The 23,658-nt window shown below is 61.9% G+C and carries 25 protein-coding genes; 5 read left to right on the top strand and 20 right to left on the bottom strand.

Features of this window, described 5'->3' with window-relative positions:
• Positions 1-57: 57 nt before the first annotated feature.
• The 3 genes from HX792_RS11955 (at position 58) to HX792_RS11945 (ending at position 3,108) form a co-directional block, all read left to right on the top strand.
• The gene (locus HX792_RS11955) at positions 58-1,092 is read left to right on the top strand and encodes an NADP-dependent oxidoreductase (RefSeq protein WP_176996301.1); all 1,035 of its coding nucleotides are present in this window, start codon (positions 58-60) and stop codon (positions 1,090-1,092) included.
• 66 nt (positions 1,093-1,158) lie between these two features.
• Positions 1,159-1,761 (top strand): recombination mediator RecR, encoded by a 603-nt coding sequence (recR, locus tag HX792_RS11950; RefSeq protein WP_176996300.1) that lies wholly within the window; start codon positions 1,159-1,161, stop codon positions 1,759-1,761.
• Positions 1,762-1,959: 198 nt separating this feature from the next.
• Entirely contained in the window at positions 1,960-3,108 is a 1,149-nt protein-coding gene (locus HX792_RS11945) for an acyl-CoA dehydrogenase family protein (RefSeq protein WP_176996299.1), read from the top strand.
• Positions 3,109-3,216: 108 nt separating this feature from the next.
• On the opposite strand, the gene HX792_RS11940 is transcribed toward HX792_RS11945, so the two are convergent.
• Together HX792_RS11940 and fnr are read right to left on the bottom strand one after the other, a co-directional pair.
• Positions 3,217-3,765, bottom strand: coding sequence for an adenine phosphoribosyltransferase (locus HX792_RS11940; protein ID WP_016973177.1), 549 nt, complete (start codon positions 3,763-3,765; stop codon positions 3,217-3,219).
• Positions 3,766-3,845: 80 nt separating this feature from the next.
• Complete coding sequence (fnr, locus tag HX792_RS11935) at positions 3,846-4,580, bottom strand: fumarate/nitrate reduction transcriptional regulator Fnr (protein WP_016979302.1); 735 nt, start codon at positions 4,578-4,580, stop codon at positions 3,846-3,848.
• A gap of 154 nt (positions 4,581-4,734) precedes the next feature.
• On the opposite strand from fnr, the gene HX792_RS11930 reads away from it, so the two are divergent.
• Positions 4,735-5,202 (top strand): hypothetical protein, encoded by a 468-nt coding sequence (locus HX792_RS11930; protein ID WP_176996298.1) that lies wholly within the window; start codon positions 4,735-4,737, stop codon positions 5,200-5,202.
• An 8-nt stretch (positions 5,203-5,210) separates the two neighbouring features.
• Here HX792_RS11930 and hemN read toward each other — a convergent pair whose 3' ends face one another.
• From hemN to ccoN (HX792_RS11850), 16 genes are all read right to left on the bottom strand, one after another.
• Positions 5,211-6,593: an oxygen-independent coproporphyrinogen III oxidase gene (hemN, locus tag HX792_RS11925; RefSeq protein WP_176996297.1), complete on the bottom strand. Its 1,383-nt coding sequence runs from the start codon at positions 6,591-6,593 to the stop codon at positions 5,211-5,213.
• A 103-nt stretch (positions 6,594-6,696) separates the two neighbouring features.
• Complete coding sequence (locus HX792_RS11920) at positions 6,697-7,380, bottom strand: sulfite exporter TauE/SafE family protein (RefSeq protein ID WP_176996296.1); 684 nt, start codon at positions 7,378-7,380, stop codon at positions 6,697-6,699.
• Positions 7,373-7,585: a cbb3-type cytochrome oxidase assembly protein CcoS gene (ccoS, locus tag HX792_RS11915; protein WP_176996295.1), complete on the bottom strand. Its 213-nt coding sequence runs from the start codon at positions 7,583-7,585 to the stop codon at positions 7,373-7,375. The genes HX792_RS11920 and ccoS overlap by 8 nt, the downstream gene beginning before the upstream one ends.
• Before the next feature lie 22 nt (positions 7,586-7,607).
• Positions 7,608-10,052 (bottom strand): heavy metal translocating P-type ATPase, encoded by a 2,445-nt coding sequence (locus HX792_RS11910; RefSeq protein ID WP_371319347.1) that lies wholly within the window; start codon positions 10,050-10,052, stop codon positions 7,608-7,610.
• Between the two features lie 114 nt (positions 10,053-10,166).
• Positions 10,167-10,706 (bottom strand): FixH family protein, encoded by a 540-nt coding sequence (locus HX792_RS11905; protein ID WP_176996293.1) that lies wholly within the window; start codon positions 10,704-10,706, stop codon positions 10,167-10,169.
• Positions 10,707-10,724: 18 nt separating this feature from the next.
• Positions 10,725-12,128: a cytochrome c oxidase accessory protein CcoG gene (ccoG, locus tag HX792_RS11900; RefSeq protein WP_176996292.1), complete on the bottom strand. Its 1,404-nt coding sequence runs from the start codon at positions 12,126-12,128 to the stop codon at positions 10,725-10,727.
• Positions 12,129-12,448: 320 nt separating this feature from the next.
• Positions 12,449-13,426 carry a cytochrome-c oxidase, cbb3-type subunit III gene (gene ccoP / locus HX792_RS11895; RefSeq protein WP_176996291.1) on the bottom strand — a complete coding sequence of 326 codons (978 nt, stop codon included), beginning with the start codon at positions 13,424-13,426 and terminating at the stop codon, positions 12,449-12,451.
• A complete protein-coding gene (locus tag HX792_RS11890; RefSeq protein ID WP_032831505.1) occupies positions 13,423-13,608 on the bottom strand; it encodes a CcoQ/FixQ family Cbb3-type cytochrome c oxidase assembly chaperone in 186 nt (61 codons plus the stop codon). The genes ccoP (HX792_RS11895) and HX792_RS11890 overlap by 4 nt, the downstream gene beginning before the upstream one ends.
• Before the next feature lie 5 nt (positions 13,609-13,613).
• Positions 13,614-14,222, bottom strand: a complete 609-nt coding sequence (gene ccoO / locus HX792_RS11885; RefSeq protein ID WP_056861521.1) for a cytochrome-c oxidase, cbb3-type subunit II — start codon at positions 14,220-14,222, stop codon at positions 13,614-13,616.
• Positions 14,222-15,664 carry a cytochrome-c oxidase, cbb3-type subunit I gene (gene ccoN, locus HX792_RS11880; protein WP_176996290.1) on the bottom strand — a complete coding sequence of 481 codons (1,443 nt, stop codon included), beginning with the start codon at positions 15,662-15,664 and terminating at the stop codon, positions 14,222-14,224. The genes ccoO (HX792_RS11885) and ccoN (HX792_RS11880) overlap by 1 nt, the downstream gene beginning before the upstream one ends.
• Before the next feature lie 495 nt (positions 15,665-16,159).
• On the bottom strand, positions 16,160-16,570 hold the full coding sequence (locus HX792_RS11875; protein ID WP_176996289.1) for a type II toxin-antitoxin system VapC family toxin: 411 nt from the start codon (positions 16,568-16,570) through the stop codon (positions 16,160-16,162).
• Positions 16,570-16,824 carry a type II toxin-antitoxin system Phd/YefM family antitoxin gene (locus tag HX792_RS11870; RefSeq protein ID WP_105694760.1) on the bottom strand — a complete coding sequence of 85 codons (255 nt, stop codon included), beginning with the start codon at positions 16,822-16,824 and terminating at the stop codon, positions 16,570-16,572. Before HX792_RS11870 ends, HX792_RS11875 begins: the two co-directional genes overlap by 1 nt.
• A gap of 154 nt (positions 16,825-16,978) precedes the next feature.
• Positions 16,979-17,914 (bottom strand): cytochrome-c oxidase, cbb3-type subunit III, encoded by a 936-nt coding sequence (gene ccoP, locus HX792_RS11865; RefSeq protein WP_176996288.1) that lies wholly within the window; start codon positions 17,912-17,914, stop codon positions 16,979-16,981.
• Positions 17,911-18,111, bottom strand: coding sequence for a cbb3-type cytochrome c oxidase subunit 3 (locus HX792_RS11860; RefSeq protein ID WP_071483007.1), 201 nt, complete (start codon positions 18,109-18,111; stop codon positions 17,911-17,913). The genes ccoP (HX792_RS11865) and HX792_RS11860 overlap by 4 nt, the downstream gene beginning before the upstream one ends.
• A gap of 3 nt (positions 18,112-18,114) precedes the next feature.
• Positions 18,115-18,723, bottom strand: a complete 609-nt coding sequence (ccoO, locus tag HX792_RS11855; protein WP_017134815.1) for a cytochrome-c oxidase, cbb3-type subunit II — start codon at positions 18,721-18,723, stop codon at positions 18,115-18,117.
• A gap of 10 nt (positions 18,724-18,733) precedes the next feature.
• Positions 18,734-20,158: a cytochrome-c oxidase, cbb3-type subunit I gene (ccoN, locus tag HX792_RS11850; protein WP_176996287.1), complete on the bottom strand. Its 1,425-nt coding sequence runs from the start codon at positions 20,156-20,158 to the stop codon at positions 18,734-18,736.
• Positions 20,159-20,237: 79 nt separating this feature from the next.
• Between ccoN (HX792_RS11850) and HX792_RS11845 the strand changes: the two genes are divergently transcribed.
• The gene (locus HX792_RS11845; protein ID WP_176996286.1) at positions 20,238-20,930 is read left to right on the top strand and encodes an alpha/beta family hydrolase; all 693 of its coding nucleotides are present in this window, start codon (positions 20,238-20,240) and stop codon (positions 20,928-20,930) included.
• A gap of 75 nt (positions 20,931-21,005) precedes the next feature.
• On the opposite strand, the gene HX792_RS11840 is transcribed toward HX792_RS11845, so the two are convergent.
• Positions 21,006-22,571, bottom strand: a complete 1,566-nt coding sequence (locus tag HX792_RS11840) for a PAS domain-containing methyl-accepting chemotaxis protein (RefSeq protein ID WP_176996285.1) — start codon at positions 22,569-22,571, stop codon at positions 21,006-21,008.
• 211 nt (positions 22,572-22,782) lie between these two features.
• The gene (locus HX792_RS11835; RefSeq protein ID WP_176996284.1) at positions 22,783-23,574 is read right to left on the bottom strand and encodes a CPBP family intramembrane glutamic endopeptidase; all 792 of its coding nucleotides are present in this window, start codon (positions 23,572-23,574) and stop codon (positions 22,783-22,785) included.
• Positions 23,575-23,658 lie beyond the last annotated feature (84 nt).

Raw genomic sequence — 23,658 nt, 5'->3', positions numbered from 1 at the left:
AGCCCCTCGACCATGGTCTGCACCCTGTACCGATGGATTCGATCAAGGAGCCTCCTGATGCCTCAAGAACTGACTCTGAACCAGCGCATCGTGCTGGTCTCTCGCCCTCAGGGCGCCCCCACCCCGGAAAACTTCCGCCTGGAACGGGTGGCGTTGCCCGAACTGGCAGACGGCCAGGTCTTGCTGAAGACGCTGTACCTGTCCCTCGATCCCTACATGCGCGGGCGCATGAGTGACGCGCCGTCCTACGCCGCGCCGGTGGAAATCGACGAGGTGATGACCGGCGGAGCTGTCAGCCGTATCGAACAATCACGTAATCCCAAATTCGAAGTGGGCGATCTGGTGGTCGGCTCCACCGGCTGGCAAAGCCACAGTATTTCCGACGGCCGCAACCTGATTCCGGTGCCCAAGGGTTTGGCCAGTCCCTCCATGGCGCTGGGTGTGCTGGGTATGCCGGGCATGACCGCCTACATGGGCCTGATGGACATCGGCCAGCCCAAGGCCGGGGAAACCCTGGTGGTGGCGGCGGCGTCCGGTGCCGTGGGCTCGGTGGTCGGCCAAGTGGCCAAGCTCAAGGGCTTGCGCGTGGTGGGGATCGCAGGGGGCGCTGACAAGTGCCGCTATGTGGTGGAGGAGTTGGGTTTCGATGCCTGCATCGACCACAAGAGTGCAGACTTTGCCAATGAACTGGCCCTGGCGTGCTTCAAAGGCGTGGACATCTACTTTGAGAACGTCGGCGGCAAGGTCTTCGATGCGGTGGTGCCCTTGCTCAACCCCAAGGCACGTATCCCGTTGTGCGGCCTGATCGCGGGTTACAACGCCCACCAGCCACCGAGCGGTCCTGACCGGTTGCCGGCACTGCAACGCACCTTGCTGACCAAGCGCGTGCGCATCCAGGGCTTTATCGTGTTCGACGACTACGGCGATCGCCAGCCCGAGTTCCTCAGTGCGATGGCGCCCTGGGTACGTGACGGCAAAATCAAGTTCCGCGAGGACGTGGTCGACGGCCTGGAGCAGGCGCCCGAAGCCTTTATCGGTTTGCTCGAGGGGCGCAACTTCGGCAAGTTGGTGGTGCGGGTCGCACAGGATTGACCATTTGACGCTAATCCGGGGCGCGGGTATAAACCGCGTCTCGTTGTTTTGTCGGACCTTTCGCCCATGAGCTTCAGCCCCCTGATTCGCCAACTGATCGACGCCCTGCGCATTCTGCCGGGCGTGGGCCAGAAAACTGCACAGCGCATGGCGCTGCAACTGCTGGAGCGCGACCGCAGCGGCGGCGCCCGGTTGGCCCAGGCTTTGAGCCAGGCCATGGAGGGGGTTGGCCACTGTCGCCAGTGCCGCACCCTCACCGAAGAAGAACTCTGCCCGCAGTGCGCCGACCCACGCCGCGACGACACGTTGCTGTGCGTGGTGGAAGGGCCGATGGACGTGTACGCCGTGGAGCAGACCGGTTATCGCGGGCGCTACTTCGTGCTCAAGGGCCACCTGTCGCCGCTGGACGGTCTGGGGCCGGAAGCCATCGGCATCCCGCAACTGGTAGCACGTATCGAAGAGCAGGGCACGTTTACGGAAGTGATCCTGGCCACCAACCCCACCGTGGAAGGTGAAGCGACCGCGCATTACATTGCCCAGCTGCTGACCAACAAAGGCCTGATCACCTCGCGCATCGCTCATGGCGTACCGCTGGGTGGCGAGCTGGAACTGGTAGACGGCGGCACCCTGGCGCATTCCTTCGCCGGCCGCAAACCCATCGCCCTCTAAAGAGCGACACAGATCAAAATGTGGGAGCTGGCTTGCCTGCGATAACATCGCCGAGGTGTACCTGACACACCTCGGTGCCTGTATCGCAGGCAAGCCAGCTCCCACATTTATTTTGTGTTGCCGGTGAAATTTGCATCTGGCTTGATAACCAAGCAAGCGCTTGGTAAGTTCGCTCCACCCTCTGTGTGGAGCTTGCCGATGTCTGCCTATCAGGATTACTTCGACCCCAGCCACCAATTGGTCCGCGACAGCGTGCGCCGTTTTGTCGAGCGCGAGTTGTTGCCAGGCATTGAACACTGGGAAGAGGCCGAAACCTTCCCCCGCGAGCTGTACCTCAAGGCTGGCGCGGCGGGCATCCTCGGCATTGGCTACCCCGAAGCCCTGGGCGGCAGCCATGAGGGCGACCTGTTTGCCAAGGTCGCGGCCAGCGAAGAGTTGATGCGCTGCGGCTCAGGCGGCGTGGTGGCCGGGCTTGGTTCGTTGGATATCGGCCTGCCGCCCGTCGTCAAATGGGCCCGGCCGGAGGTGCGCGAACGTGTGGCGCCCTTGGTACTGGCCGGCGAAAAAATCATCGCCCTGGCCGTCACCGAGCCCGGTGGCGGCTCCGATGTGGCCAACCTGCAAACCCGCGCCGTGCGCGATGGCGAACATTACCGTGTCAGCGGCAGCAAAACCTTTATCACCAGTGGCATTCGTGCCGATTTCTATACAGTCGCCGTGCGCACAGGCGGCCCGGGGTTCGGCGGCATCAGCCTGTTGCTCATCGAAAAGAGCACGCCGGGTTTTACCGTCGGTAAACCCCTGAAGAAAATGGGCTGGTGGGCGTCGGACACGGCTGAGTTGTTCTTTGATGATTGCCGCGTGCCTGTGGGCAACCTGATCGGCACCGAGAACCTGGGGTTTGCCTGCATCATGGGCAACTTCCAGAGCGAGCGCCTGGCCCTGGCCTTGATGGCCAACATGACCGCGCAACTGGCGCTGGAAGAAAGCCTGGCCTGGGCCGCCCAGCGCGAGGCGTTTGGCAAACCCATCGGCAAATTCCAGGTGCTCAAGCATCGCCTGGCGGAAATGGCCACGGCGGTGGAAGTCTCCCGCGAGTTCACCTACCGCCAGGCGGCGAAGATGGCGGCCGGCAAAAGTGTGATCAAGGAAATTTCCATGGCCAAGAACCTGGCCACTGACACTGCCGATCGGGTCACTTATGACGCGGTGCAGATCCTTGGCGGCCAAGGTTACATGCGTGGCAGCCTGGTGGAGCGGCTGTACCGCGACAATCGCATTCTGTCGATTGGTGGGGGGACGCGGGAGGTGATGAATGAAATCATCAGTAAGCAGATGGGACTTTAATCTTTAGTGTTCTGTCGGGCCTCATCGCAGGCAAGCCAGCTCCCACATTTGGAATGCATTCCCCTGTGGGAGCTGGCTTGCCTGCGATGAGGCCGGTTCAGGCAGCGGTTATTTTTCAGTCAGCCCAAACTGCGTCAGGCAGAAGGTCGGGATGCCCATATCCTCCAACCGCTGCGACCCACCCAGCTCCGGCAGGTCAATGATCGCCGCGGCTTCAAAGATCTTCGCCCCCATGCGCCGTACCAGGTTCGCGGCCGCAATCAAGGTGCCACCGGTGGCGATCAGGTCATCGAACATCAGCACCGAATCGCCCTCGCACAGGCTGTCGGCGTGCACTTCCAGGAAGGCTTCGCCGTACTCGGTCTGGTAACCCTCGGCCAGCACGTCGGCTGGCAGCTTGCCCTGTTTGCGGAACAGGATCAGCGGTTTGTTCAATTGGTAGGCGATGATCGAACCGATCAGGAAGCCCCGGGCGTCCATCGCGCCGATATGGGTGAAGTCGGCTTCGACATAGCGATGGGCAAAGCTGTCGGCCACCAGGCGTAGGGCGCGGGGCGATTGGAACAGCGGCGTGATATCACGGAAGATCACCCCAGGCTTGGGGAAGTCGATGACGGGGCGGATCAGGGATTTGATGTCGAACGAATCAAAGGTCATCGTCGAAGAGTCCTGGGGCTGTAAACGGACTCGAAGTATACCTGCGGCCTCGCCGGTTGGCGCGGCCGCAAGCGTTTGCGTCAGCCTTCCAGCGAACCACCGGCCAGCGCGCACAGCTGGATCGGGTCGAGGATATGCACTTCCTTGCCCTCGGCGGCGATCAGTTCGTTCTGCTGGAAACGGGTGAATACGCGGGACACGGTTTCCACCGCAAGGCCCAGGTAATTGCCGATTTCATTGCGCGACATGCTCAGGCGGAACTGGTTGGCCGAGAAACCCCGGGCGCGGAACCGCGCCGACAGGTTGACCAGGAACGTCGCGATACGCTCGTCCGCGGTTTTCTTCGACAGCAGCAGCATCATCTGCTGGTCGTCACGGATCTCACGGCTCATCACCCGCATCAACTGGCGGCGCAACTGAGGCAGTTGCAGGGCCAACTCATCCAGGCGTTCGAAGGGGATTTCGCACACCGACGTCGTCTCCAGGGCCTGGGCCGACACCGGGTGGATCTCGGTGTCCATCCCCGACAACCCGACCAGCTCGCTGGGCAGGTGGAAACCGGTGATCTGCTCTTCGCCGCTGTCGCTCAGGCTGAACGTCTTCAGCGCGCCTGAACGTACCGCATAGACGGAATCGAACTTGTCACCCTGGCGAAACAGAAATTCACCCTTTTTCAGTGGGCGGCCGCGTTTAACGATGTCGTCCAGCGCATCCATGTCTTCCAGATTCAACGAAAGTGGCAGGCAGAGGGGGGCCAGGCTGCAATCCTTGCAATGAGCCTGGCTGTGAGCGCGCAGTTTAACTGGCTCGGACATTTCTTAAATCCTTGTGGGAAAACACACATAAGACGTAAGGGTAACGCACCGGGGGTAGGTGAGGCCAGCCTGTACAAAAAACAGGCGACGGTATAAAGCTTTATGTAACGGCGCCGATACACAGTGTGAATCCTTATGAGCTGGAGCTCAGACCATGTCGGTACTCCCTTTCAATAACGCTGTCGTGACCACCAAGAAGCCTCAGATTCTGACAGCGGCTGACGCGCTTGCCGGCAAAAAGGTCGATGACAAGCCAGCGCCGCCACCTACTCCCGGCGAAGGCGTGAAGGTGGTCATCTCCGGGGCGGGGCTCAAAGCGTCCCAGGCGGGTAACCCCAACAAAGACATCGACGACAGCGGCCTGAAAGACAACATCAAAGAGTTGCTGAAGATGATCCGCGAGCTGAGAAAACAGCTGGCCCAGAAGATGGCCCAGATCTCAGCGGCCATGAATGACACCGCGCTGTCCCCGGAAGCCCGCCAGGCGAAAGTGGCCGGTTTGCAGGGTGATGTAGCCTCTATCCAGGCCGGTTTGATGAACGCCCAGGCCCAACTGGCCAAGGCCCTGAAAAACGAATCGCCTGAGGCCAACATGCAAGCGATGGCCCTTTTGGCGAAGTAACACAGGCCTCAGATCACCCGCGAGAATCGCTGCCTGTTCTGGTGCTCCAGGTAGGCATCGAACACCATGCACACCGAACGCACCAACAAACGCCCGGCCGGCAGTACACGAATGCCCTGGGCGTCCAGCTCAATCAGGCCGTCAGCGGCCATGGTTTCCAACTGCGGCCAAATGTCGTCGAAGTAACCGCGAAAATCGATGTTGAAGGCCTGTTCGATCGCCTCGAATGCCAGGCTGAAATTGCAGATCAACTGCTGAATCACTTCCCGCCGCAAACGATCGTCCGTGGTGCAGACCAGGCCACGGCTGGTGGCCAGTTGCGCGCCGGCCAGTGCGTTCTGGTAGCCGTTCAGGTCACTGCTGTTCTGGCAGTACAGGTCGCCGATCTGGCTGATCGCCGACACGCCCAGCCCGATCAAGTCGCAATGCCCATGGGTGGTGTAGCCCTGGAAATTGCGCTGCAAGGTGCCTTCTTCCTGGGCGATGGCCAATTCGTCATCCGGCAGGGCGAAGTGGTCCATGCCAATGTAGCGATAACCGGCCTGGGTCAACTGCTCGATGGTGGTTTGCAGCATCAGCAGTTTGGCCGCCGGGGAGGGCAAGTCGTCGGTGTTGATGCGCCGCTGGGGCATGAAACGTTCCGGCAGGTGCGCGTAGTTGAACACCGACAGGCGATCTGGCTGCAGGCTGATCACTTCCTCCACGGTGCGCGCAAAGTTGATTGGCGTCTGCTTGGGCAAGCCGTAGATCAGGTCGATATTGATCGAGCGAAATTGCAGGGTGCGTGCTGCGTCGATCACGGCGCGGGTTTCTTCCAGGCTCTGCAGGCGGTTGACCGCGCGTTGCACCTCGGGGTCGAGGTCTTGCAGGCCGATGCTCACGCGGTTGAAGCCCAATTCACGCAGCAGGCCCATGGTGGCCCAGTCCGCTTCGCGGGGGTCGATCTCGATGCCGTAGTCGCCGGAATCATCATCCAGCAAATTGAAGTGCTGGCGCAGGCGGGTCATCACCTGGCGCAGCTCGTCATGGCTGAGAAACGTGGGCGTACCGCCGCCGAAGTGCAGTTGCTCCACCGGCTGTTTCGGGTCGAGGTGGCAGGCTATCAATTGGATTTCCTGCTCCAGGCGTTGCAGGTAAGCCGCGGCGCGGCCACGGTCCTTGGTGATGACCTTGTTGCAGGCGCAGTAGTAGCAAATATTCGCGCAGAACGGCACATGCACATACAGCGACAACGGCCGTGCGGCCTTGCGGCTGTCGCGCAGGGCGTGCAGCAGATCGAAGGTGCCCACCTGGCTGTCGAATTGCACGGCGGTGGGGTAGGACGTGTAGCGCGGCCCCGCCAGGTCGTAGCGGTGAATCAGGTCTGTGTCCCAACGAATGGCGTCGAGCATGCGGGCGCTCCCCGGAATAGGCTAATGGGCCGAGTCTAGGGGCGCGGTGGAGATGGCATCTTGATTTGCATCAACGGGGAGCGGCGCTATGCCACATGGCGATTTAATGGCCCATTAGCCAGTGCTGGTGTGGACCCGGCAACGTCCAGATGCCAAACAGGATCACGAGCAAACCGCCCGCCATCCGCACACTGCGTTTGCGCAGCAGCGCCGTGACGCGTTCGGCGGCCAACCCCGTGGCCAATAGCACCGGCCACGTGCCCACTCCAAACGCCAACATCAACAAGCCGCTGTCCAGCGCATTGCCCTGGCTCGCCGCCCACAGCAAGGTGCTGTAGACCAACCCGCAGGGCAACCAACCCCACAGCGCGCCCAGCAGCAAGGCGCGGGGCAGGCTGGACACTGGCAGCAAGCGGCTGGCCACCGGCTGGATATGCCGCCACAGGCCCCGCCCCAGGGCTTCGATGCGGGTCAGGCCGCTCCACCATCCGGCCAGGTACAGGCCCATGCTGATCAGCAGCAACCCGGCCAGCACACGCATGAACATCGCGGCCGGGCTGTTCGCCACGGCCCAGCCGGCCAGGCCGATCAGCACGCCGGCAGCCGCATAGCTGAGGATGCGCCCCAGGTTGTACGCCAGCAGCAGCCTGAAACGGCGGCTGCGTTGCTCCTTGGGGATCGCCAGGGTGAGGGCGCCCATCAGTCCGCCGCACATGCCCAGGCAATGGCCACCACCGAGCAAGCCGAGGATCAGCGCAGAGACCAGCAGTGGCGCCAATTCAAGCATGGGGTGGATCTTTGGGCGGTTGTTCGGGGCTATTGGCCTCTTCGACGCCAGCCAGGTGGTTCGGGTCCTGGTCGTCGAACAGCACGCTGTGGGCCGGGCCGTCGAGGTCGTCGTACTGGCCGCTGTCCACGGCCCAGAAGAAGATGTAAATGGCGACACCCACTAACAGCAGCGCCGCCGGGATCATCACGTATAGAGCTGGCATCTGCACTCCATGCCCGCACGGCTCAGGCCGGCAGCGGGCGGGTTTTCAGGGGGGCGCTGGCAGCCGGCGCGCTCGGTAGGCGAGTCAGGCGCAAGGCGTTCAACACCACGGTCAACGAACTGAGGGACATGCCGACCGCCGCCCAGATCGGCGTGACCCAACCGAGGGCCGCAAACGGCAGCATAAGGCCATTGTACAGCCCGGCCCACAGCAGGTTTTCAATGATCACCCGACGGGTGCGCCGCGCCAGGGTAAATGCCTGCACCAAGGCATCGAGTCGGTTGGACAGCAGCACCGCGTCAGCGCTGGTTTTGGCCAGGTCCGTGGCCGAGCCCATCGCCACGCTGATGTCGGCAGCGGCCAGCACCGGCACATCGTTGACGCCATCGCCGAGCATCAGCACCTTGCGGCCTTCGCGGTGCAGCTGTTGCAGCACCTGCAACTTGTCGTCCGGGCGCAGGCCGCCACGGGCTTCATCGATGCCCAGCTCAAGGGCCACGCTGGCGACCATCGGCGAGCTGTCCCCCGACAGCAGCAACGTGCGCCAGCCACGGGCCTTGCACGCGGCCAGCAGCGCGGGCGCATCACTGCGCAGGCGGTCATCGAGCACGAACCAGGCGAGGGCGCCGCTGCGATCACCCAGCAGCAGCCATTGGCCGGCTTCATCGGGTGAATCAGGCAGGGGGCAACCGCTGAGCTCACACACATAGCCCGGCTGGCCGATGCGCAGCAGGCGCTCACCCACACGTCCTTCCAGCCCCAGGCCTGGCGCGCTGAGCACTTCGTCGGCGGCCAGTGGCGCACGGCCAAACGCACGGGCGATGGGGTGTTCGGAGCGGTTTTCCAGGGCGGCGGCGAGGCTCAGGCAGTCATCGCTGCCCAACGCACCCAAGGGACGAATCGCGCGTAATGCCAGGCGGCCTTCGGTGAGGGTGCCAGTCTTGTCGAAGATCACCGTGTCGATCTGGTTCAGGCCTTCCAGCACATGGCCACGGGTCAGCAACAGCCCGAGTTTGTGCAGGGTGCCAGTGGCAGCGGTGAGCGCGGTGGGCGTGGCCAGGGACAACGCGCAAGGGCAGGTTGCCACCAGCATGGCCAGCACGATCCAGAAGGCGCGTGATGAGTCCAGCTCCCACCACACCAGGCCGATCACGGCCGCCGCAATCAGCGAACACAACAGGAACCATTGCGCAGCGCGGTCGGCGATTTGAGCCAGGCGCGGTTTTTCGGCCTGAGCCCGATCCAGCAGGCGCACGATGGCGGACAGGCGCGTGTCATGGCCCAGGGCGCGTACTTCAACGGTCAACGCGCCTTCGACATTGAGGGTGCCCGCCGTGACGCTGTCGCCAACGTCTCGGGGTTGCGGCAGGTATTCGCCGGTGAGCAGGGATTCGTCGATGCTCGATTGACCATCGAGGATCACGCCATCGGCCGGCAGCACAGCGCCGGGGTGCACCAGCACGCGATCACCCAGGGCCAGTTCGCTCAGCAGGATGCGTTCGCTCTGGCCATCGCCCTTCAAACGCAGGCATGAGGCGGGCAGCAGATTAACCAACTGTGCGGTCGCGGCGGCGGTGCGTTCCCTGGCTCGTCGTTCCAGGTAGCGGCCCGCCAGCAGGAACAGCGCAAACATGCCGACCGCGTCGAAATACAGCTCGCCCACGCCGGTGATGGCGGTCCAGATACCCGCCAGGTAAGCGCCGCCGATGGCCAGGGACACCGAGACATCCATGGTCAGGTGGCGGGTGCGCAGGTCGCGCAGGGCGCCTTTGAAAAACGGCGCGCAGCTGTAGAACACGATGGGCGTTGTCAGGAACATCGCCACCCAGCGCAGGATGACGTGCAGTTCCGGGCTCAGGTCGATATTGAATTCGGGCCAAGTGGCCATGGTCGCCATCATGGCCTGGAACCACAGCAACCCGGCGACGCCCAGTTGGCGCAAGGCGCGGCGGTTGTCGCTGGCCAGTTGTTCGGCGGCGCGGTCGGCCTGATAGGGATGGGCGGCGTAACCGATATGGCGCAACTCGCTGAGCAATTGGCTCAACGGCAATTGGCCGTCGGCCCACTGCACATGCAAACGGTGGTTGGATAGGTTCAGCCGTACCTCGGCCACGGCGGGCAGGCGGCGCAGGTGTTTTTCGATCAGCCAGCCACAGGCGGCGCAGCTGATGCCTTCCATCAGCAGGGTGGTTTCGGCGAGATCGCCCGCGTGGCGCACGAAGGGTTTTTGCACGTCGGCACGGTCATACAGCGCCAGTTCGTCCACCAACTGCACCGGCAGTGCGTCGGGGTTCGCCGAGGCTTCGCTGCGGTGCTGGTAATAGCTTTCCAGGCCACCGGCGACAATCGCCTCGGCCACGGCCTGGCAGCCTGGGCAGCAGAGTTCGCGGCGCTCACCGAGGATGATGGCGGTGAACCGGCTGCCCGCGGGGACGGGGAGGGCGCAGTGGTAGCAGGGGGTGGTCATGGGTAGAGATCTTAGTCGGCTGGGGGGCCCCATCGCGGGCAAGCCCGCTCCCACAGGGGGACCGCGATCCAATGTGGGAGCGGGCTTGCCCGCGATGCGCGAAGCGCAAGCTTTTTACTTTTTCAGGTCTTCAGCACCCTGTAATGGCTCATCGCCCAGCAACAAGTCCTTGTCGTGGCTGACCTGTTCTTCCTCGAACATGCGCCAGGTCTTGTCGCCCTCGACGCCCAGCAGTTCCACGAAGCGGCGGCCTTCGACCTTGTCGGTGACTTGACCGATGTAGCGGCCGTGTTCGGTGTCGCTGCGGGCCAGGTTGATCTTGCGGTCCTTTTCCGGCTGGGTCGGGGAAATCAGGTTGAGTTCCAGGGTGGCCGGGTTGCTGTTGCCGGTCAGGTGCACGTCGACTTCACCGGTCAGTTCGTCCAGGTGCACCTTGGCGCGCAGTTGCAGGGTCTGGGCCAGCAGCTCGCGGTCCAGGGAGCGGTTGATGCCTTTGCCGGCCTCGTAGTAGTTGTCGTTGACCAGGTTGTCCGGGTTGTTCACCGCGATGGTTACCATGGACAGGGTCAAGGTCACCGAGCAGGCCAGGATCCCGATGATGATCCAGGGCCAGAGGTGCTTGTACCAGGGGCTTGTGGCAGTCGCTACGGACATTGTTCTGCTCTCTATAAGTCAACGAACTTGGGGGCCGATGAATCGGCTCTTGGCTTCAATATGAACGCTGGCGTCATCGGCGTCGGTGAGGATGAACTTGACCTCGTTGGTGCTCGATGGCAATTGCTCCGGCGCACTCGACAGCTCCACCGGCATGCTGACGATATCGCCGGCCGCCACCTTGATCTCACGCCGGCCTTGCAGCTTGAGGTCTGGCAGGCCCGTGGCGTCGAGCACGTAGGTGTGGTCGCGCTGGTCCTTGTTCATGATCTTCAGGCTGTAGACGTTCTCGATGCGGCCTTCGGCGTTTTCGCGGTACAGCACGCGGTCCTTGCTCACATCGAAGCCCACCAGCGAGCGCATGAAGAACGCCGCCACCAGCAGGCTGATCATCGCCAGCAGCACCAGCGCGTAACCGATCAGGCGCGGGCGCAGCTTGTGGGTTTTCTGCCCCGACAGGTTGTGCTCGGTGGTGTAGCTGATCAGGCCGCGCGGGTATTCCATCTTGTCCATGATGTTGTCGCAGGCGTCGATGCACGCGGCGCAGCCGATGCACTCGATTTGCAGGCCGTCACGGATGTCGATACCGGTGGGGCACACCTGCACGCACATCGTGCAGTCGATGCAATCCCCCAGGCCCTGGGCCTTGTAGTCCACGCCTTTTTTACGCGGGCCACGCAGTTCGCCACGGCGCGGGTCGTAGGAGACGATCAGGGTGTCCTTGTCGAACATCACGCTCTGGAAACGTGCGTACGGGCACATGTAGATGCACACCTGCTCACGTAGCCAGCCGGCGTTGCCGTAGGTGGCGAGGGTGAAGAAACCGACCCAGAAATACGACCAGCCATCGGCCTGGCCGGTGAAGAAGTCGAACACCAATTCGCGGATGGGGGAGAAGTAACCGACGAAGGTCATGCCGGTGACAAAACCGATCAACAACCACAGGGTGTGCTTGCTGAACTTGCGCAGGAATTTATTGGCGCCCATGGGCGCCTTGTCGAGTTTGATGCGTTGGTTGCGGTCGCCTTCGGTGACCTTTTCGCACCACATGAAGATCCACGTCCACACGCTTTGCGGGCAGGTATAGCCGCACCACACGCGCCCGGCGTACACGGTGATAAAGAACAGGCCAAAGGCTGCCACGATCAGAATGCCCGAGAGCAGGATGAAGTCCTGGGGCCAGAAGGTTGCGCCAAAAATGAAGAATTTACGCTCCGGCAGGTTCCACCAAACCGCCTGGTGGCCGCCCCAGTTCAGCCACACCGTGCCGAAGTAGAGCAGGAACAACGCAGCGCCGCCGAGCATGCGCAGGTTGCGGAACAGGCCGGTGAAGGCACGGGTGTAGATTTTCTCGCGCGAGGCGTAGAGGTCGACGGTCTTGGCTGGGGGGGTAACGTCGTGTACCGGTATCTGGTCGCTCATCATTGCATCCCACGGCGGTGGAGATTTGCCTCGGCCAGTACGTGCCAACCGGGGTCAAATTTGGGGGTGTTGCAGTGGCGTAATAATACGCCTCCGGTGGTGCTGAAAGGGGGCGACCTACGTGACCTGGATCAATTGATCTGGCAAGTAGGGTTGATTTTGGCTGGCTCGGTCCTCTGAAACACTGCGGATCCAATGTGGGAGGGGGCTTGCCCCCGATGGCGGTGGATCAGTGACAGATGCACTGACTGACACACTGCAATCGGGGGCAAGCCCCCTCCCACATGGGGATTGCTGTGGTTCCAAAATCCAGGCTGGCCTTACTGCTCCTCAGCCTTCTTATCCCCATGGGACAAACTGTAAACATACGCCGCCAGCAAGTGCACCTTGTCGTTACCCTGCAATTGTTCCTGCGCAGGCATCTGGCCCTGGCGGCCGTAGCGGATGGTCTGCTGCAGTTGGGCGAAGCTGGAACCGTAGATGAACGCACCCGGGTGGGTCAGGTCAGGTGCGCCCATGGCGGGGGTGCCTTTGCCTTGCGGGCCGTGGCAGGCCACGCAGTTGGCGGCGAAGAGTTTCTCGCCGTTGGCCACGTCTGCTTTGGCGCCTTCGGGCAACTTGCGCCCATCAAGGTTGGTCACCACGAACGCGGCCACATCACTGACGCCTTGTTCCTTGAGGATATCCAGCCAGGCCGGCATCACTGCATGGCGACCCTTCATGATGGTTTCCTTGATGGTGGCCGGCTCGCCCCCCCAGCGCCAGTCGGCGTCAGTCAGGTTGGGAAAGCCATAGGCCCCCTTGGCGTCGGAACCATGGCACACCGAGCAGTTGGAGGCGAACAGGCGGCCACCCATCTTCAAGGCTTGCGGGTCCTTGGCAACGTCTTCAATCGGCATCGAGGCGAACTTGGCGAAGATCGGGCCGAACTTGGCGTCCGACTTGGCCATTTCCTTTTCCCATTCGTGCACGCCGGTCCAGCCGGTCTGGCCATTGGCAAACGGGGTTTGCTTGTCGTTGTCGAGGTAGTTGTAGCCCGGCAGCAGGCCTTTCCAGTTGCCCAGGCCCGGGTACAACGCCAGGTAGCCGAGGGCAAAGATAATGGTGGCAACGAACAGCATGAACCACCACTTGGGCAGCGGGTTGTCGTACTCCTCGATGCCATCGAACGAGTGGCCGACGGTTTCGTCCGTTTGTTCGGCACGCTGCCCCCGGCGGGTCGACAGCAGCAGCCAGGTCAGGGCGAAAATGGTACCCAGACTGAGGACTGTGACGTACAGACTCCAGAACGTAGTCATTCTTTGTTACTCCTAGAAGCTTGCTCGACGTGCTTGATGGCTTCGGGATCATCCGCAAAGGGCAGCAAGGTCGCGTCTTCAAACTCCGACTTGCGCTTGGGGCTGAACACCCACAACGCCAGGCCGACAAAGGCCACCATCACCACAACGGTGCCCAGGCCACGAATCATCCCGATATCCATGAAGATCACCGTTTGCTTTTGATGATGGTGCCCAGGCCTTGCAGGTAGGCCACCAGTGCGTCCATTTCGGTCTTGCCCTTCACGGCGGCGGCTGCACCGGCGATGTCTTCATCGGTGTAAGGCACGCCCAGGGTGCGCAAGACTTCGAGTTTCTTCGCGGTGTCCTTGCCGTCGAGCTTGTTTTCCACGAGGAACGGGTAGGCCGGCATTTTCGACTCAGGCACCACGTTGCGCGGGTTGTACAAGTGCGCACGCTGCCAGTCATCGGAGTAGCGTCCGCCGACACGGGCCAGGTCCGGGCCGGTGCGCTTGGAGCCCCACAGGAACGGGTGGTCCCACACGCTTTCACCGGCGACCGAGTAGTGGCCATAGCGTTCGGTTTCGGCGCGGAACGGACGGATCATTTGCGAGTGGCAACCCACGCAGCCGTTGGCGATGTAGACGTCACGGCCTTCAACCTCAAGGGCGGTGCGCGGCTTCATGCCTTCGACCGGCTTGTTGGTCACGTCCTGGAAAAACAACGGGACGATCTGGGTCAGGCCGCCGATGCTCACGGCGATGACCATGAAGAAGGCCAGCAGGCCGATATTCTTCTCGACTACTTCATGCTTCATCAGTGAGCTCCCACAACGGCGATCTTGGCGGCGGCTTCGGCTTCTACCGGGTCGGCGGCACGCACGGTGCGCCACACGTTGTAGGCCATCAGGAACATGCCGGAGGCAAAGAATGCACCGCCCAGGGCGCGCACGATGTAGCCCGGATGGCTGGCTTGCAGCGCTTCGACGAAGGAGTAGGTGAGGGTGCCGTCATCGTTGATCGCACGCCACATCAGGCCCTGGGTGATGCCGTTGACCCACATCGAGGCGATGTAGAGCACGGTGCCGATGGTGGCCAGCCAGAAGTGCGCGTTGATCAGGCCGACGCTGTGCATCTGTGGGCGACCGAACAGTTTGGGGATCATGTGGTACAGCGCGCCGATGGAGATCATCGCCACCCAACCGAGGGCGCCGGCGTGTACATGGCCGATGGTCCAGTCGGTGTAGTGGGACAGCGAGTTGACGGTCTTGATCGCCATCATCGGCCCTTCGAAGGTCGACATGCCGTAGAACGCCAGGGACACCACGAGGAAGCGCAGGATCGGGTCGGTGCGCAATTTATGCCAGGCGCCCGACAGGGTCATCATGCCGTTGATCATGCCGCCCCAGCTCGGGGCCAGCAGGATGATCGACATCGCCATGCCCAGGGACTGCGCCCAGTCCGGCAGCGCGGTGTAGTGCAGGTGGTGCGGACCGGCCCAGATGTACAGGGTGATCAGTGCCCAGAAGTGCACGATGGACAGGCGATAGGAGTAGATAGGACGCTCGGCCTGCTTGGGCACGAAGTAGTACATCATCCCCAGGAAACCGGTGGTGAGGAAGAACCCCACGGCGTTGTGGCCGTACCACCACTGGATCATCGCATCCGTCGCCCCGGCGTAGGCCGAGTAGGACTTGAACAGGCTGACCGGCAGGGAGGCGTGGTTGACGATGTGCAGCATCGCCGTCACGAGGATGAAGGCCCCGTAGAACCAGTTGCCGACATAGATGTGTTTGGTCTTGCGCTTGACGATGGTGCCGAAGAACACCACGGCATAGGTCACCCACACGATGGCGAGCAAAATGGCGATGGGCCATTCCAGCTCGGCGTATTCCTTGGTGGTGGTGTAGCCCAGCGGCAGGGTGACTACCGCGCCGACGATGACCGCTTGCCAGCCCCAGAAGGTGAAGGCGGCGAGGCCGTCGGAGATCAGTCGCGTCTGGCAGGTTCGCTGCACGACATAGTAGGAGGTGGCAAACAATGCACATCCACCGAAGGCGAAAATCACCAGGTTGGTGTGCAGTGGGCGCAGGCGGCCAAAGGTCGTCCATGGCAAACCGAAATTCAATTCCGGCCAAACCAGTTGCGAGGCGATGAACACCCCGAGCCCCATGCCAAGGATCCCCCAGACCACCGTCATGATGGCGAACTGGCGGACTACCTTATAGTTATAAGCAGTCGGACTGATTGCTGTGCTCATTCTAAGGTTCCACGGTTTAGGTTTTTTTATAGGTAAAATCGGCCGCAAGTATGTAGAAAGCGAGGGGCCTTTGCAACGCAATGGCTGACCTGTATCAATGCGTTCCACGCCTGATTCTGCGCCCTTTCCATGTTTTGAGTAGGGACAAAATCAAAAATAGAAAGCTGATCGAGTGGACAAGAAAATTTGCGGGTAGGCGGGACTTGTAACTTGGTGTGTGTAAACACGCTGTTCGGGTGACAAGGGGTCAGTGGCACGACAGCCTGTCACTGCCAGCCTTTGCGCCTGTCATCGAGCAGAAATGTTCAACCCATTGAGTGCAAGTCGGCCGTCGACCGGCCAATACCGATCCACTGTGGGAACAAGCGTAGACCCGAATGGCAGGAGGGGAAAGTTGGGGGCGTGAAGGGTGTGACAACAGGTCGCGTGGTGAAAGCTTCAAGCACCCGGATCAGTTCACGCGTGAAGCAGGGGGGATTTTTGCAGGATGGCCGTTCACGCGTCCCACGGATTGATCACGGCAACGCCACTGGACTTGAAGTCGCTGACGTTGCGCGTGACGACCGTCAGCCCGTGGACCAATGCCGTCGCGGCGATCAGTGCGTCACTTTCGTTAGCCTTGTCGGGAACATGCAGGTGAGCGCAGCGCAGCGCGACGGCAGCGTCCACCGGCAGAATCCTGGCGTCGAACGCTGGCATCACGTGGCGCTTGAGCCAGGTGCGCAATATCTTTCCCTGAGCCGGATCGCGCCGCTCGATGCGTAACACCCCGGTCTCCAACTCTTTCAGGGTAATCGCCGAGATGAACATGCGCGGCGCGATGACGCTTCTGGCCCAGGCGACTACGTTTACGTCTGCCTGGGGTTTACGAAGCTCCGAGATTACGTTGGTATCGAGTAGGTACATCAAGAGAGGTCCACAGGGCGATGAGTGATCACGGCGCGTTCGGTTTCGAAGTCGATATCGGCCGCTTCCGGCATGACCAGAAGATCAACGATGTCGGCGTTCAGGCCGGTCAATTTCTGGTAGTCCTCAATGCTTAGCAGCACATGAGCAGGCTTGCCGCGATCAGTGATGAAAACCGGCCCTTGGCGGGTGGCTTTTTTGGCACCGCTTGTGTCCTGGTTGAATTCGCGACTGGAAATGGTGGTGATGGTCATGGGAGCGCTCCCTTCATCTAGCTGAATGTAGCCACGTTACTACCTTGGTGTGGCGAGCGGCAACTGCAGGGGCGCGAACGGTCGTCTGCAAGGCGATGGCTCACAAAAAAGCCCCGCCAGTTTTCACCGGGCGGGGCTTGTTGGTTGACGAGGTTTACTCTTCTGCAACCTGCTTGTCCCCATGGGACAGGCTGTAAACATAAGCCGCCAACAAGTGCACCTTGTCATTGCCCTGCAACGCTTCCTGCGCCGGCATCTGGCCTTGGCGGCCGTGGCGGATGGTTTGCTGCAACTGCGCCAGGCTGGTGCCGTAGATGTAGCCGGCCGGCTTGGTCAGGTCCGGGGCGCCCATGGCTTCCATGCCGTGGCCTTCAGGGCCATGGCAAGCCACGCAAGTGGTGTTGAATGCAGTTTTACCCGCGCCCAGATCGGCCGTGTTGTCGGCCGGCAGAGGCAGCTTGGCCAGGTCGTGACGCACATAGGCGGCGACGTTCTTCACACCCTCGTCGCCAAGCATGTCACCCCAGGCCGGCATCGCCGCGTGGCGGCCGTTGAGGATGGTGGTCTTGATTGCCTCGGCGGAACCGCCCCAGCGCCAGATGTCGTCCGCCAGGTTCGGGAAGCCAAACGCGCCCTTGGCATCCGAGCCATGGCACACCGCGCAGTTGGAGGCGAACAGGCGCCCGCCCATCTTCAGCGCTTGCGGGTCCTTGGCGACTTCTTCCAGGGGCATGGCCGAGAATTTGGCGAAGATCGGCCCGAACTTGGCGTCGGCCTTGGCCATTTCCTTGTCCCATTCCTTGGTCTGGGTCCAGCCGTCTTCATAGCCCGGCAGCACGCCTTTCCAGTTGCCCAGACCCGGGTAGAGGATCAGGTAGCCGACCGCAAACACCAGGGTGCCGGCGAACAGCATGAACCACCACTGGGGCAGTGGGTTGTCGTATTCCTCGATACCGTCGAAGGCGTGGCCCATGGTCTGGTCCACGCTGCCCTTGGTCTCGCCCTTGCGGGTGCCGATCAACAGCCAAGTCAGGCCGATCAGGCTGCCGAGGGTCAGTACGCAGATCCATGTACTCCAGAATAGGGTCATGGCCGAGTGCTCCTTGTTGCAGGCTCTTCTTGAGCGTCGGATGGAGAAGGTTCATCGGCGAAGGGCAGCAGGCGGGCCTGCTCGAATTCCGCATTGCGCCGGTTGTTGAACACCCACAGCGACAGGCCGATAAAGGCGATGGCGACCACCAGCGTGCCGAGGCCGCGGATGGTGCCTGCATCGAATTCAAATCCCATGGCTCACCTCTTGCTCTTGATGGCAGTGCCGAGCACTTGCAGGTAAGAAACCAGCGCGTCCATCTCGGTCTTGCCTTTGAGGCTGGCCACGGCGCCACTGATGTCGTCGTCGGTGTACGGCACGCCGAGGGTGCGCATCACTTTCAACTTGGTCTCGGTGTGGCTGCTGTCGACTGGGGCGGTGACCAGCCACGGGTAGGCCGGCATTTTCGACTCGGGCACCACGTTGCGCGGGTTGTACAAGTGGGCGCGGTGCCAGTCGTCCGAGTAGCGTGCGCCGACGCGGGCCAGGTCCGGGCCGGTGCGCTTGGAACCCCACAGGAACGGGTGGTCCCACACGCTTTCGCCCGCCACCGAGTAGTGGCCGTAGCGCTCGGTCTCGGCGCGGAACGGGCGGATCATTTGCGAATGGCACTGCACGCAGCCTTCGCGGATGTAGATGTCGCGGCCTTCCAGTTGCAACGCGGTGTAGGGCTTCATGCCTTCCACCGGCTTGTTGGTCACGTCCTGGAAGAACAGCGGGACGATCTGGGTCAGGCCGCCGATGCTCACGGCGAGCACCATCAGCAGCATCAACAGGCCGACGTTCTTTTCAATCGTTTCGTGTTTCATCACAGACTCCTCAGGCCAGCTGCGCTGCAGCGGTGACTTCGGCCGGTTGCGCCGAACGCACGGTGCGCCACGTGTTGTAAGCCATCAGGAACATGCCGCTGAGGAAGATGGCGCCGCCCACCAGCCGCACGATAAAGCCAGGGTGGCTGGCCACCAGGGTTTCGACGAAGGAGTAGGTCAAGGTGCCGTCTTCGTTGACCGCACGCCACATCAGGCCTTGGGCGATGCCGTTGACCCACATCGAGGCGATGTAGAGCACGGTGCCGATGGTGGCCAGCCAGAAGTGCGCGTTGATCAGGCCGAGGCTGTACATCTGCTCGCGCCCGAAGACTTTGGGGATCATGTGGTACAGCGCGCCGATGGAGATCATCGCCACCCAGCCGAGCGCGCCGGCGTGTACGTGGCCGATGGTCCAGTCGGTGTAGTGGGAGAGGGCGTTGACGGTCTTGATCGCCATCATCGGGCCTTCGAAGGTCGACATGCCGTAGAAGGCCAGGGAGACGACGAGGAAGCGCAGGATCGGGTCGCTGCGCAACTTATGCCAGGCGCCCGACAGGGTCATCATGCCGTTGATCATGCCGCCCCAGCTCGGTGCCAGCAGCACCAGCGACATCACCATGCCCAGGGACTGCGCCCAGTCCGGCAGCGCGGTGTAGTGCAGGTGGTGCGGGCCGGCCCAGATGTACAGGGTGATCAGCGCCCAGAAGTGCACGATGGACAAGCGATAGGAGTACACCGGGCGCTCGGCCTGCTTGGGCACGAAGTAGTACATCATCCCCAGGAAACCGGCGGTGAGGAAAAAGCCTACCGCGTTGTGCCCGTACCACCACTGCACCATGGCATCCGTCGCACCGCCGTAGAGGGAGTAGGACTTGGTCAGGCTGACCGGGATTTCCAGGTTATTGACGATATGCAGGATGGCCACGGTGATGATGAATGCACCGAAGAACCAGTTGCCGACGTAGATGTGCTTGGTGGTGCGCTTCATCACCGTGCCGAAGAACACAATGGCGTAGGCCACCCAGACGATGGTGATCAGGATGTCGATCGGCCATTCCAGCTCGGCGTATTCCTTGGAGCTGGTGTAGCCCAGTGGCAAGGTGATCGCGGCCAACAGGATGACCAGTTGCCAGCCCCAGAAGCAGAACGCGGCGACTTTCGGCGCGAACAACTGGGTCTGGCAGGTGCGTTGCACCGAGTAGAAGGAGCTGGCGAACAGCGCGCAGCCACCGAAAGCGAAGATCACCGCGTTGGTGTGCAACGGACGCAGGCGGCCGAAGCTGGTCCACGGCAGATCGAAGTTGAGTGCAGGCCAGACCAATTGGGCAGCGAGAAAAACCCCGAGCCCCATGCCGACGATGCCCCACACCACCGTCATAATGGCGAATTGGCGGACCACCTTGTAGTTATAGGCGGTACTTAAAGTAGTGTTCATGGTTCCCCATCCACGGTTCAACCCAAGCAGATGCGGCACTTGGGCTGGAGTTATAGGCAGACTAAAAAGCGAGGCAAGCATGGGAGAAGAGCACAAGGCCAGTATTGACGGGGATCAATGGGCGCAGTGTGTGCGGGAACACGGGTGGTTATGGGATGTCGCCCCGCCCGTTGCGGGACGTGAGCCTGTGACGCTGATTTTGGCCCACGGCGCCGGCGCGCCGATGGACTCATCCTTTATGAACGACATGGTTGCACGCCTTGCGGGGCACGGCGTCAACGTGGTGCGCTTCGAGTTTCCCTACATGGCCCAGCGGCGTTTGGACGGTGGCAAGCGCCCACCGAATCCGGCGCCGAAACTGCTGGAAACCTGGCGTGAGGTGTATGCGCAGGTGCGACGTCATGTCGCTGGGAAACTGGCGATTGGCGGCAAGTCCATGGGCGGGCGCATGGCCAGTTTGTTGGCGGATGAGCTGGGTGCCGATGGGCTGGTGTGCCTGGGGTATCCGTTTTATGCCGTGGGTAAACCGGAGAAACCACGGGTCGAGCATCTGGCGGCGCTGAAGACGCGTACTTTGATTGTGCAGGGTGAGCGGGATGCCCTGGGCAATCGGGCGGCGGTGGAAGGGTATGAGCTGTCGCCGAGTATCGAGGTGATGTGGCGGGTGGCGGGGGATCATGACTTGAAGCCGTTGAAGGCGTCGGGGTTTAGTCATGAGCAGCATCTGGAGGCCGCGGCGGTGAAAGTGGCTGGGTTTCTCGCTGCCCTTTAGGCCGTCATCGCCGGCAAGCCGGCTCCTACAGAGGATCGCGTAACCTGTAGGAGCCGGCTTGCCGGCGATAGCAATTTACCGGTTGAACCGCTCTACCAGCGAATATTGGGTATTCGCGGTATGCGTCAGCTCTTCACTCAACTGCGCCGAGTTCAGCGCCTGCTCCGATGTCTGGTCCGCCAACAGCGCAATGGTGCTGATGTTGCGGCTGATCTCTTCGGCCACCGAGCTTTGCTCTTCGGTCGCTGCCGCGATCTGGGTGGTCATGTCGGTGATATGCGCCACTGCTTCACTGATGCCCACCAATGCCTGGTCCGCCTCCATCACCCGCGCCACACCTTCTTCGGCCTGCCGATGCCCGGCGTCCATGGTTTGCACGGCGGCGGCGGCGGTCTGCTGCAGCTTGGCGATCAGGGCGTGGATCTGACCGGTGGATTCGGCGGTGCGCTGCGCCAGTTGGCGCACTTCGTCCGCCACCACCGCAAAGCCACGGCCCATCTCACCGGCACGGGCCGCTTCGATGGCGGCGTTGAGGGCCAGCAGGTTGGTCTGGTCGGCAATGCCTTTGATCACGTCGACCACGCCGCCGATCTCATCACTGTCCTTGGCCAGCTGTGTGACGGTCACGCCGGTTTCACCCACGGCAACCGACAGGCGCTGAATCGCCTCGCGGGTTTCTCCGGCGATATCACGACCGCGGCCAGTCAGGCGGTTGGCCTCCTGGGTCGCATCGGCTGTGCGCTGTACGTGGCTGGCGACTTCCTGGGTGGTCGCGGCCATCTGGTTGACGGCGGTGGCCACTTGCTCGGTCTCAACGCGCTGGCGCTCCAGGCCGCTGGAGCTGTTGTGCGCCAGGGTGTTGGACTGCGCGGCTTGATCGTTCAGGTGCTCGGCCGTGTCCTGCAAGCGTGTGAGGCAGGTCTTCAGGCGTGCCTCCTGGCTGAGGATCGACATCTCCAGGCGCGCTTGTGCGCCACGGCTGTCGGTGTACATCTGTGCGATCAACGGGTCGGAGGTGGTCTGCTCGGCCAAGCGCAACAAGCGCTTGAGGCCGCGCTGCTGCCAGCTCAGGCCCAGCAGGCCCAAGGGCACCGACAACCCTGCCGCCAGGGCAAAGCCCCAATGGGAGTTCAACGACGCGCCGATCATGAAGCTCAGTTGGCTGACCAGGATAAACGGCAGCCAGTCCTGCAGCACCGGCAGCCACTTGTCCCGCTGGGGAACGGCAGACTTGCCCTGGTTGATGCGTTGGTAGAGCGCTTCGGCCCGGCGGATCTGCTCGGCGGTGGGCTTGATGCGCACCGATTCGTAGCCGATCACCTGGTTGCCGTCGAAAACGGGGGTCACATAGGCGTTAACCCAATAGTGATCACCGCTCTTGCAGCGATTCTTGACAATGCCCATCCATGGCAAGCCTTGTTTGAGCGTCGACCACATGTGCGCGAACACAGCCGCCGGAACGTCCGGGTGACGCACCAGATTGTGCGGCGCACGAATCAGCTCGTCACGGGTGAACCCACTGATTTCGACAAACGCGTCGTTGCAGTAAGTGATGACACCCTTGGCATCTGTGGTGGAGATCAACCGTTGCTGAGCGGGGAAGGTACGTTCGCGCTGGGTAACGGGTTGGTTATTACGCATGATTGTTCAATCCGCAAGGCTTTCAAGGGGTATCGGCAGGGTCAGGCGTTTATTTAACTTATTTTTGCAACAATCGACTGGCCAGCATTGGGTACATAACCCCTGTAGGAGCGGGCTTGCCCGCGAAGGTCGCCAACGATAACGCAGGGTTTATGGTTAAACGCGGCGTTCACGGGCTTTTCGCGAGCAAGCTCGCTCCTACAGAGGGCAATCAGCCGGCCAGCATTGGGTAGGTAAACAACCCGAAGTGAAGCAGATTCAAGCCAAAATGCGTGGCAATCGCTGCACCCAGCCCGCCAAACCGGTACGCCAGGCCATAACCGACCCCGGCGATGCTCGCCAGCAGCACCCAATGCCAGCCCGCGCCGAGGTGCACCAGGCCGAACAGCAGTGAGGCGAGCAAGAGTGCGAGGTTCTCCCCATACGGCAGGTGTTTGAAACGTTGGCTCAAGCCGCCCTGGATGTAACCGCGAAACAGTGCCTCTTCCACCAAAGTCACTAGCAACAGGTTGTTCAACACCCATAACCACGCCTGTTCCGGCCACTTTGGTGCCCAACTGATAATTCCCAGCAATGTCGCCCCGCCTAACGCTGCAACAGCCGTCAGGGCCAACGCCAGTGCCGCCACGCAAATCGACAGCCGCAACGTCCGTCGCGCAACGATCCACGGGCAGGCCAGCAGCAGCCAGAAACCGATCAGGGGTTTGTCCTGGTTCAGGTACATCGAGAACGGCACGGCGTCCGGGGTCAACCGTTGCGGGTCGATGCCGCGCCCGTTGTAGAAACCCGGCAACCAGTGCATCGCCAGGCCCAGCGCCAGGACGATGAACAAGCCGTGGCCGAGGTAGCGCGCCCAAGGCGTGCGTTGCTGGCGCACCGCGTAACCGGCGATCAGCAACAGGCCGACCGAGACGGCCGCGAGCAGGCCCAGTTGCCCGTAGATCAAGGCCACTGAGTAGCCAATGGAGAGAAGCACCAGGTACAGCCAGGGCAGAGCGATCATGTGAAATCCTTGGAAAAACCCGGCGGCATTATAGCGACCGGTCTTTTGCCGCCGCATGAAAACTCCTCCACGCAAAAAGACCCG

It is taken from the genome of Pseudomonas sp. B6002 (assembly GCF_013385985.1).
Classification (GTDB): Bacteria; Pseudomonadota; Gammaproteobacteria; order Pseudomonadales; family Pseudomonadaceae; genus Aquipseudomonas.
This window is presented reverse-complemented; position numbering and strand designations above follow the sequence as displayed.

Excerpts from the sequence above, each read along its gene's own strand:
- HX792_RS11955 (WP_176996301.1), top strand. The coding sequence starts at position 58 with ATGCCTCAAGAACTGACTCTGAACCAGCGCATCGTGCTGGTCTCTCGC.
- recR (WP_176996300.1), top strand. The coding sequence starts at position 1,159 with ATGAGCTTCAGCCCCCTGATTCGCCAACTGATCGACGCCCTGCGCATT.
- HX792_RS11945 (WP_176996299.1), top strand. The coding sequence starts at position 1,960 with ATGTCTGCCTATCAGGATTACTTCGACCCCAGCCACCAATTGGTCCGC.
- HX792_RS11940 (WP_016973177.1), bottom strand. The coding sequence starts at position 3,765 with ATGACCTTTGATTCGTTCGACATCAAATCCCTGATCCGCCCCGTCATC.
- fnr (WP_016979302.1), bottom strand. The coding sequence starts at position 4,580 with ATGTCCGAGCCAGTTAAACTGCGCGCTCACAGCCAGGCTCATTGCAAG.
- HX792_RS11930 (WP_176996298.1), top strand. The coding sequence starts at position 4,735 with ATGTCGGTACTCCCTTTCAATAACGCTGTCGTGACCACCAAGAAGCCT.
- hemN (WP_176996297.1), bottom strand. The coding sequence starts at position 6,593 with ATGCTCGACGCCATTCGTTGGGACACAGACCTGATTCACCGCTACGAC.
- HX792_RS11920 (WP_176996296.1), bottom strand. The coding sequence starts at position 7,380 with ATGCTTGAATTGGCGCCACTGCTGGTCTCTGCGCTGATCCTCGGCTTG.
- ccoS (WP_176996295.1), bottom strand. The coding sequence starts at position 7,585 with ATGCCAGCTCTATACGTGATGATCCCGGCGGCGCTGCTGTTAGTGGGT.
- HX792_RS11910 (WP_371319347.1), bottom strand. The coding sequence starts at position 10,052 with ATGACCACCCCCTGCTACCACTGCGCCCTCCCCGTCCCCGCGGGCAGC.
- HX792_RS11905 (WP_176996293.1), bottom strand. The coding sequence starts at position 10,706 with ATGTCCGTAGCGACTGCCACAAGCCCCTGGTACAAGCACCTCTGGCCC.
- ccoG (WP_176996292.1), bottom strand. The coding sequence starts at position 12,128 with ATGAGCGACCAGATACCGGTACACGACGTTACCCCCCCAGCCAAGACC.
- ccoP (WP_176996291.1), bottom strand. The coding sequence starts at position 13,426 with ATGACTACGTTCTGGAGTCTGTACGTCACAGTCCTCAGTCTGGGTACC.
- HX792_RS11890 (WP_032831505.1), bottom strand. The coding sequence starts at position 13,608 with ATGGATATCGGGATGATTCGTGGCCTGGGCACCGTTGTGGTGATGGTG.
- ccoO (WP_056861521.1), bottom strand. The coding sequence starts at position 14,222 with ATGAAGCATGAAGTAGTCGAGAAGAATATCGGCCTGCTGGCCTTCTTC.
- ccoN (WP_176996290.1), bottom strand. The coding sequence starts at position 15,664 with ATGAGCACAGCAATCAGTCCGACTGCTTATAACTATAAGGTAGTCCGC.
- HX792_RS11875 (WP_176996289.1), bottom strand. The coding sequence starts at position 16,570 with ATGTACCTACTCGATACCAACGTAATCTCGGAGCTTCGTAAACCCCAG.
- HX792_RS11870 (WP_105694760.1), bottom strand. The coding sequence starts at position 16,824 with ATGACCATCACCACCATTTCCAGTCGCGAATTCAACCAGGACACAAGC.
- ccoP (WP_176996288.1), bottom strand. The coding sequence starts at position 17,914 with ATGACCCTATTCTGGAGTACATGGATCTGCGTACTGACCCTCGGCAGC.
- HX792_RS11860 (WP_071483007.1), bottom strand. The coding sequence starts at position 18,111 with ATGGGATTTGAATTCGATGCAGGCACCATCCGCGGCCTCGGCACGCTG.
- ccoO (WP_017134815.1), bottom strand. The coding sequence starts at position 18,723 with ATGAAACACGAAACGATTGAAAAGAACGTCGGCCTGTTGATGCTGCTG.
- ccoN (WP_176996287.1), bottom strand. The coding sequence starts at position 20,158 with ATGAACACTACTTTAAGTACCGCCTATAACTACAAGGTGGTCCGCCAA.
- HX792_RS11845 (WP_176996286.1), top strand. The coding sequence starts at position 20,238 with ATGGGAGAAGAGCACAAGGCCAGTATTGACGGGGATCAATGGGCGCAG.
- HX792_RS11840 (WP_176996285.1), bottom strand. The coding sequence starts at position 22,571 with ATGCGTAATAACCAACCCGTTACCCAGCGCGAACGTACCTTCCCCGCT.
- HX792_RS11835 (WP_176996284.1), bottom strand. The coding sequence starts at position 23,574 with ATGATCGCTCTGCCCTGGCTGTACCTGGTGCTTCTCTCCATTGGCTAC.